Annotated in this window: 4 protein-coding genes and 1 pseudogene; 3 read left to right on the top strand and 2 right to left on the bottom strand. The window is 42.5% G+C overall.

Features of this window, described 5'->3' with window-relative positions:
• The 3 genes and pseudogenes from F6K57_RS34060 to F6K57_RS34070 all read left to right on the top strand — a co-directional run.
• Positions 1 to 524: pseudogene (locus F6K57_RS34060) on the top strand (histidine kinase dimerization/phospho-acceptor domain-containing protein); the annotation flags it as partial.
• Positions 521 to 1,231, top strand: a complete 711-nt coding sequence (locus F6K57_RS34065; RefSeq protein WP_293072349.1) for an ATP-binding protein — start codon at positions 521 to 523, stop codon at positions 1,229 to 1,231. The pseudogene F6K57_RS34060 and the gene F6K57_RS34065, both read left to right, overlap by 4 nt.
• A 668-nt stretch (positions 1,232 to 1,899) precedes the next feature.
• On the top strand, positions 1,900 to 2,379 hold the full coding sequence (locus F6K57_RS34070) for a VOC family protein (RefSeq protein WP_293072350.1): 480 nt from the start codon (positions 1,900 to 1,902) through the stop codon (positions 2,377 to 2,379).
• Between the two features lie 287 nt (positions 2,380 to 2,666).
• Here the strand turns inward: F6K57_RS34070 and F6K57_RS34075 are convergent, their stop codons facing one another.
• Together F6K57_RS34075 and F6K57_RS34080 are read right to left on the bottom strand one after the other, a co-directional pair.
• A complete protein-coding gene (locus tag F6K57_RS34075) occupies positions 2,667 to 3,590 on the bottom strand; it encodes a DUF6208 family protein (RefSeq protein ID WP_293072351.1) in 924 nt (307 codons plus the stop codon).
• A 229-nt stretch (positions 3,591 to 3,819) separates the two neighbouring features.
• A partial coding sequence (locus tag F6K57_RS34080) for an alpha/beta fold hydrolase (RefSeq protein WP_293072352.1) occupies positions 3,820 to 6,833 on the bottom strand: 3,014 nt, incomplete at its 5' end.

Here is a 6,833-nt window from a genome sequence, read left to right on the forward strand (position 1 = left end):
TGACGGCTTTATCCGGTATAGAGGATAAGGTGAAAGGATTTGAGCTTGGGGGAGTCGATTATCTGACTAAACCGATTCAGTCACAGGAGGTGTTAGCAAGAGTCAAGGTACATTTACAACTGCGTTCCTTGACCAAAACCCTTGAGGACCAAACTAAGACATTGGAGGAGCAGAATCAACGTCTGAAAAAAGAAATTAAACAGCCCATGGAAGTGGAAGCAGAACTCAACGAAACCCGGCAACAGCTGCAAGCTAATCAAGACGAGTTGATCCAATCTGAAAAAATGGCTGCTCTCGGACAATTAGTGGCTGGAGTTGCTCATGAAATTAACACTCCCTTAGGTGCTATTAACTCCTCAGTTAGGAATCTTGCCAACTTTTTAGCTCACCACCTCAAGCAGTTACCTTCCTTTTTTCAAAAACTTTCAAAGGAACGCCAGTCGGATTTCTTTACCTTACTAGAACGCTCCAGCCAACAAACGACTCCTTTATCTACTCGGAACGTCAAATCAGAAAAGCCTTGACCGGCCAGATGACATCCCACTCGATTCAGAAAGCAGCAAAACTCGCCAATATTTTAGTAGGAATTGGGGTTTGGGACGACCTACACCCTTTGTTGCCTCTACTGAAAGACCCAGAGGGAGAAAAAATTTTACAAACTGCCTATCAATTTGCTAATCTCCAAACCAGTACCCGTAACATTGTTACCGCTGCTGAACGAGCTGCTAAAGTGGTGTTTGCCCTGAAAACTTATGCCCATGATGATTCTAGTGGTAACAAGATAGAGGCAAATATTATTGAAGGGATTTATACTATTTTAACTCTCTATTATAACCAACTCAAATACGGTGTAGAAGTAATCATAAATTATGAGGATTCCTTGCCTGCTATTCTTTGCTATCCCGACCAACTTAATCAAGTTTGGACGAACTTGATTCACAATAGCATTCAAGCTATGGATAGTAAGGGAACCTTAACCATTGATGTCAGACAGCAGGATGATCAGATAAAAGTCAGTTTCAATGATAGTGCTAAAGGAATTCCCCCGGAAATTATACCAAAAATATTTCAGCCTTTTTTTACGACTAAACCCCCTGGAGAAGGTAGTGGTTTGGGCCTAGATATTGTCAAAAAGATTGTGGATAAACATCAGGGTCAGATTGAGGTGGAGTCGGTGCCTGGAAAGACGACATTTACAGTAGTGTTACCAATCGAGATAGTTTCAGAGTAATATCCTAAATCCTATAGCCCTGCGCTTTATAGCAAGGGAAGTATAGTTTATGACATAGTATTTTCGTTTAAAGGGAACAGCGGATCTGGGAACAGCGGATCTGGGAACAGAAATATGTCTTAACCTTTACTTCGACTGCTATAACTATTAAACAACTGCTAAAATAACATATCCTCCTGATTTGTCAAGTATTTTAACGAACATTACTGAATCTTTTAATTCCTAGAGAGACTAATTGGTTGGAGCCCAAGATAGTAACTGGAAGTTTAACTAAAACTTAAATAATTATTAATGTAAAGTACCCTTTGTTTACTAAGTTTCGCAAAAATTGTCAAGTCCTTGTCTTGATGCGTCGCTTATTTAAAAATACTGAATCCTTTACTCCGTATAGGATTGAGAACTATGATCATAAAAAATATTGAAGATTTGTTACTTATTTGGTTAAGGTTATGTCTTCTTTCTATAAGTCTGTGTATACTAATAATTGTTGGTTGGCTGAAGTTAACAAACCTGAAGCTAACGGACATTTAAATTTACTGCTTTTTAGATGAGCTTTAGAGGTCTAGTGATAACAAGGCTTAGCCTCTGAATATTTCTCTATGAAATCTAAATTTAAATGTCCTAGGAGTAGACCACACCAAAAAAGGTTAGATAAGGATAACCTAAAAATGAAGATGATGCAAAAATTATTGCAAAAGCTAAAAACAGCAACAGTCATAGTACTGATCAGTGTTTTTGTTCTGTTAAGTTCTGGATGGACAAGCACCGCAGTTGCTCAACCCCCTATGGATGAGCTCGTAACGGGCTACGTATCTAAAGTAAATGTCGCCGATCTCGGCCGAGCCATCTTCTTTTACCATGAGCTTTTGGGCATGGAATGGGATCATTCCCAGGATACATACCGTTGGACGCAGTTCTTTTACCCCAACGTGCCTGGCACCAAAATTGGCGTCTACGAAAGCCAACCTACAGGAACGGGAGAAGCAGCACTAACACTAGTTGTAAACAATATAGAGGAAGCTAGCGATTTCCTGATGTCTCGAAGGATTGAGGTTTCACCGATTCAAGATGTTGGTGGAGGAGTTCTATTAGCATTCTTTAAGGATTTTGATGGCAACAGCTTAACTCTTCGCCAGAACGGGTGGTAATTGGTCTTGACTGGTAGTTGGTATTAACTTTTCAGTCTTGACTTTTCACAGCAGAACGAAACAAGAGGAGTGGTGATCATAAATCCTATTTAATCCTCTTTGATTCACTAATCCCCCTTTAGCCAAAACTACCCTTAGGTAGCGGTGATACAAACCGTGTCTAAATCAACAAAGTAGCTACCTCAAGGACTAAATTATACTAGATTCTAAAGGGGGTTTTTAACCAGCATTTGGAATTATTGGAATTATTGGGATTACAAGACTAAGTACTACTTCAAGCTATTACTTCAAACAACGGCTATCTTAACCCAACTATTTTCAAATAAAGCGTTTCGCTCAAATTTCGGATGAATCCGAACAATATAAATAGATTTCTGATCACTAGCAGATGTTTTATGTTCCGCTTCAGTAATTTTGTACCAATCTAGAGCAAAGCATTCACGGCTGTACAAGCTGTAGTAAATATCATGGCTTGTTAACAGGGATGGTGCTAGTTTGAATTTAATCGATTCTCCTTTTTTCAAGGCACCATAGTAAAATTTTGTTTCTGGATTCGGTACAGGTAAGAATACTTTTTTTACAAATGCTTGGGGTAACCATTGCTTAAAGCGCAACAGGTTGAAGACATAATAATTCAACCAGACATGAAGCCAATTTTTTCGTTTAATTAGGTCACGGTAAAAGCTGTTAATATCAGTAGGGGCGTTAATTTGCTTGGCATCTACTACTTTAACACCATCTGCTTTAACAGTAGGTTGCTCTACTGTTTCTGACCAGTGATAATACCGCAAACCTAATAAGTATTTACCTGGTTTCAAGCTCACGGATTCCCATTGGTTTTCTCCGGATACGGTGAGGGAGCTGATATTAGTGATAGTTTCAAAATCTGGTAGACTGTAAACTACTAATGTCCAGGATTGGGCTGATTGTTTAGCTGCACTGGCATCAAAGCTAATTACCTCTTTGACCTGAATCGGTCCAACTAGAGAAATAATAGCGTGAAGATTCCAACGAGCTCTACTCATTGCCCAAATTAATTTGATGGGCTTTTTTAAAAACTCGGCTGATACGAGTTGCCACTGGATATTTTTAGTGTTTTTTTTGGAGGTAAAGTATCCCCCTATGGTTTGCATCACAAATCTTAGGATGCGGGAAAAGATGAAAGAGAGTATGGATAAGGGGATTTCCCAGAAAAGGTCTATATTAGTCATTTGTTTGTATAGTGGAGAGAGCAGGGAGTAGGGATTAGGGAACAGGGAACAGGGAACAGGGAACAGGGAACATTGGGAAAGAGCTCAGAATATTTTTTGGTGTTATTATGAATCAGTATTTGGTTTCATGAACTAGTTGGTTTGGCTAGTTGGTTTGGCTATATTTGGTAATTGGTATTGTTAAGTTTACCTGTTACCTTTTCCCTTGTACTTGTTACCTTGTCACTTTTTAATTTTTCAGGTTTAATCGGTTGTTGGCGATAATTGCAACTATAGCATCTGGTGCATCAACATGGAGGTTATGTCCTCCTGATAGTTTTACTGTTTTAGCGTGAGGTATTGCAGCTTGTTGTAAGGCTAGGTCTTCGGGTCGGTTAAAGTTACTATTATTGCCATAAACTAAGGTAGTGGGAGCTTTAATTTGACTCAGTAGCTGTGTGTACTTATCTCGATTAAATGCCGTTCCACTTAAACCAATTCCCGTACGAATTTGCAGTCTTGGATCCCAGCGCCAGCATACACCACCCTCACCAGGTTCGGTAAGTCGCTGAGCATGTTTTAAAGCCAATTCTTCAGAGAGGTTGGGGGTTAAGCGGCGCAGACGATTAGCAGCAGCTTGGATATCCGCAAAGACTTGGTGTTGGGGTGGGGATGCAAGATAATCTAGGTGGGTTGCTATATTTTGAGCAGTTTGATCGTCCTTCTGTTCTCCTGGTAGCACTGGCTCCAGCAATAGTAAGGATTTGACCTTTTCGGGTCTGACACTGGCAAAGGTGGCAGCAACCACAGCACCCATGGAATGACCGACTAGAATAAATGGCTGGTCTGTCAGTGCTTTTGCATTCGGCTCTGCCGTGCCAAAAGCGATCGCATCCAAATCCCCCAAGTAATCGATTAATTGATAAGACCCTCCCATCCCCACATGCTGGGAACGTCCATGGCCTCGCTGGTCGGGTGCAACGACTCGATATCCCATCCTTGCCAAGGGACCAGCAATTTCTTCCCAAGCCGCTCCATGTTCTAAAACACCATGGATACATAGGATTAAATCTCCATCCACCGGACCCCAACTACACAGACAAAGCTGTAAACCCCGCACGTCTAGATAAGACTCTTGCATCGCTTCAAGTTCAACATTAGCTGGTTGGGCTGAAGGTTCAACCAGTAACGGCAATTGATAATCCAACCGTGTCGCTACTTCTTGGGCAAATTTCCCTAAAGGCTGGGGGAGCTGGATTTGCTGCCAAACTTCTCCCAAAGCCGAATCAATTTGCTTATGGTTGCGGAAATTGGGGTCATCTACCGGTAGGGATTGGGGATGAATTCCATCGGTCATCCGCTGGCCTTGATAAGGCTGTAAAACCGCCTCATCAAAAGGAATACCGAGAAACTCACACAACCTTGCCATCACCTTAGCAGGTTGCTTTACTAGTTCCTCGTAATACACTAAATGATGATTAGATGGTGCAATTTCCTCGCAGAAGTCTAGGATATTACGGTTACAGGTTGTCCAAACTTCCTCTGCTAGCCAATAAGGGTCTACCTCATCAATACCAAAGATTTTATCCATCCGATTTTTCACGAAGGAATCAATTACCGCATAGGGATGACGTACCAGATGAATATACTTCGCTTCTTCAAATAAATCTTCCGCGTGCCTTAGGGTTTCAATACTGCCAGCATAGGTAGGAGACTTATCCACAAGAGTACGTTTACCCGTTAGTTCCTGTAACCTGCCATAAACCTTCTGAATTGACCAGTCTTGCTGGGTTATCTCCTCCACCAGTGTTGTACTGGCTTGGGCATCTAGGTTCATAATTTCCATGAAAGCTCGCGCTAACCCTTCTCCTAAGTGAGTTGAACCCAAGGATTGATTGCGCTCAGCCATCGTTTCAAAGGGCAATAGGTGTAATTCTGGTGGACAGAATAAATCCCGATGACCAGCTAGCATCACCCGCAGTAAGGTGGAGCCTGACCGAGGGCTAGATAGCACAAACACCATGCTCCGATTGCGCTGGGTGGGTTTGGTAAATTTGCGTTCGCTATTGTTCCATGCCCAAGGATTAGCCCAATTCTTAATATCTGAGAGACTAGTAGTCGTCAATGAAGTTTCCGTTGGCTGGGGCTGATGAAGCCGTTCCATCTCCAAAGCCAAGTACTCAGATAGAGCTGTAATCGTTGGTCGCTCATAAAACTCCCTAGGATAAAGGGTTATCTTCAGGTCTTTCTTACAGGCATTGAGTACTTCTACAATCATCAAGGAATCAGCACCCAAATCCATCAGGTTGCTCGACCCTGAGATTTCCCGACTTATCCCTAAAGCCTTAGCAATCTGTTGCTTAAGGTAATCTTTTAATAACGCTTCCCGTTGGGTTGTTGTACTGGCGAGCAGTTGATCAAAAATCCCAGAATTGTCGTTTTCCCCATCCCCCTGAGGCGGTAGTGTTTCTGTTGTGATTACCTCTGATAGGAATAACGGTAACTCTACCGGTAGTCGTTCCTTTAACCTTGACCACTCTACCGGTAATACCCCCACCTGAGCCCCATCTTGTGCCAGAAGTTGTTCGAGTATCTGTAATCCCTGTGGTGCTTGAATCGGCTCGATTCCCAGCATTGCCATCCGTTTACCGACGCTAGCGGCTAAACCCATCTCAGCCCAAGGTCCCCAATTAATACTTAAAGCGCTTGCACCTTGCTGTCGTCGATAATGGCTGAGGCTATCTAAAAATCCGTTAGCTGCGGAATAGTTTCCTTGACCAGGGGTACCTAGGATAGAGGTAGCGGAAGAAAATAGTACAAATAACTCTAGGGCTATATCCTGAGTCAACCTGTGTAAATTCCAGGCTCCCTCAACTTTCGGCTTCATCACCTTGGCAAATTTTGCCCAATCTTGGTGCAGCAGCACCCCATCCTCTAGGACCCCTGCACCATGGATAATTCCTTTGAGGGGGGGTAGGGAAACCTGAATTCTGTTGAGACAGTCCCTAACTTGTGCTTCCTGGGATACATCCACCTGCTCCAGGACCACCATCACACCTTGTTCTTCTAATTTCCCAATTATTTCTGACGCCCTAGGATTTGGTTGGCTTCGTCCTACCAGTACTAAATACCTTGCGCCCTTATCGACCATCCATTCAGCTACCTTTAACCCCAGTGACCCCAAACCACCGGTAATTAAGTAGGTGCTATCTGGTTTTAGCTGCAATGGTAAAGTGGGGGGTTGGGACTGTTGCTGTTGATGAA

This window comes from Moorena sp. SIO4A5 (assembly GCF_010672005.1).
In the GTDB taxonomy this organism is placed as follows: domain Bacteria; phylum Cyanobacteriota; class Cyanobacteriia; order Cyanobacteriales; family Coleofasciculaceae; genus Moorena.

What these genes read in the sequence shown, in the direction of transcription:
- F6K57_RS34070 (WP_293072350.1), top strand. Translation starts at nt 1,900, where the DNA reads ATGAAGATGATGCAAAAATTATTGCAAAAGCTAAAAACAGCAACAGTC.
- F6K57_RS34075 (WP_293072351.1), bottom strand. Translation starts at nt 3,590, where the DNA reads ATGACTAATATAGACCTTTTCTGGGAAATCCCCTTATCCATACTCTCT.